The organism is Mesorhizobium sp. M7A.F.Ca.US.007.01.2.1 (genome assembly GCF_003998165.1).
In the GTDB taxonomy this organism is placed as follows: domain Bacteria; phylum Pseudomonadota; class Alphaproteobacteria; order Rhizobiales; family Rhizobiaceae; genus Mesorhizobium; species Mesorhizobium ciceri.
Genome location: NZ_RZQP01000519.1, coordinates 1 through 620, shown reverse-complemented (window position 1 = coordinate 620; position 620 = coordinate 1). Strand labels below are relative to the sequence as shown.

Annotated in this window: 1 protein-coding gene; it reads right to left on the bottom strand. The window is 64.8% G+C overall.

Annotation, left to right across the window (positions count from 1 at the left end):
* A partial coding sequence (locus EN949_RS35565; RefSeq protein WP_206535022.1) for a cobaltochelatase subunit CobN occupies positions 1-620 on the bottom strand: 620 nt, incomplete at both ends.

Here is a 620-nt window from a genome sequence, read left to right as displayed (position 1 = left end):
GACAGGGCGAGGGCGATGGTGACGTTGCCGAAGGTGGCGGCGCGGAAGGGGAAGCTTCTGCGCAAACCTGTTTCGTCTTCCGCTTTGCCCCAAGCGGCTTCGACCGCAGTAATTGCCGCAGTCGGCAACTCCGTCGAGAAGGCAATGTAGTTATCTAAGGCCAATCCAGTATCGCTGGCTTCCAGCAAATCCAGCAACCCACGCGGCGTCTGCGGAATCCCCTCAATCACATAGCCCTGCTCCTTCAGGTCATGCAGCATGGCGAGCACGCTGGACGGCACGTCGAGGCCGACGGCATAGCCGGTTCGACCAGGAGCGCTAGGGTAATCCGGGATCAGGATGGCCAGCTTGCGCCCGGCGCGGGGTGTCTCCTGCAACTTGATGAAGGCCGCGACGCGGTCAGCGACCTGCGCCACGCGATCCGGTTCCGGCCGGTTGGCGAAGGCGCGGTGGCCGAGTGCGGGATCGGTCTCGGTCTCGCCCTTGAAGGAAATGGCGCCGGCGAGGACGCGGCCGTCGAGTTCGGGCAGCACGACATGCATGGCGAGGTCGGCGGGTGCCAGGCCACGCTGGTTGTTTTGCCAGATGTCGCGGCGGGTGGTGGCGACGATGACCTGGAA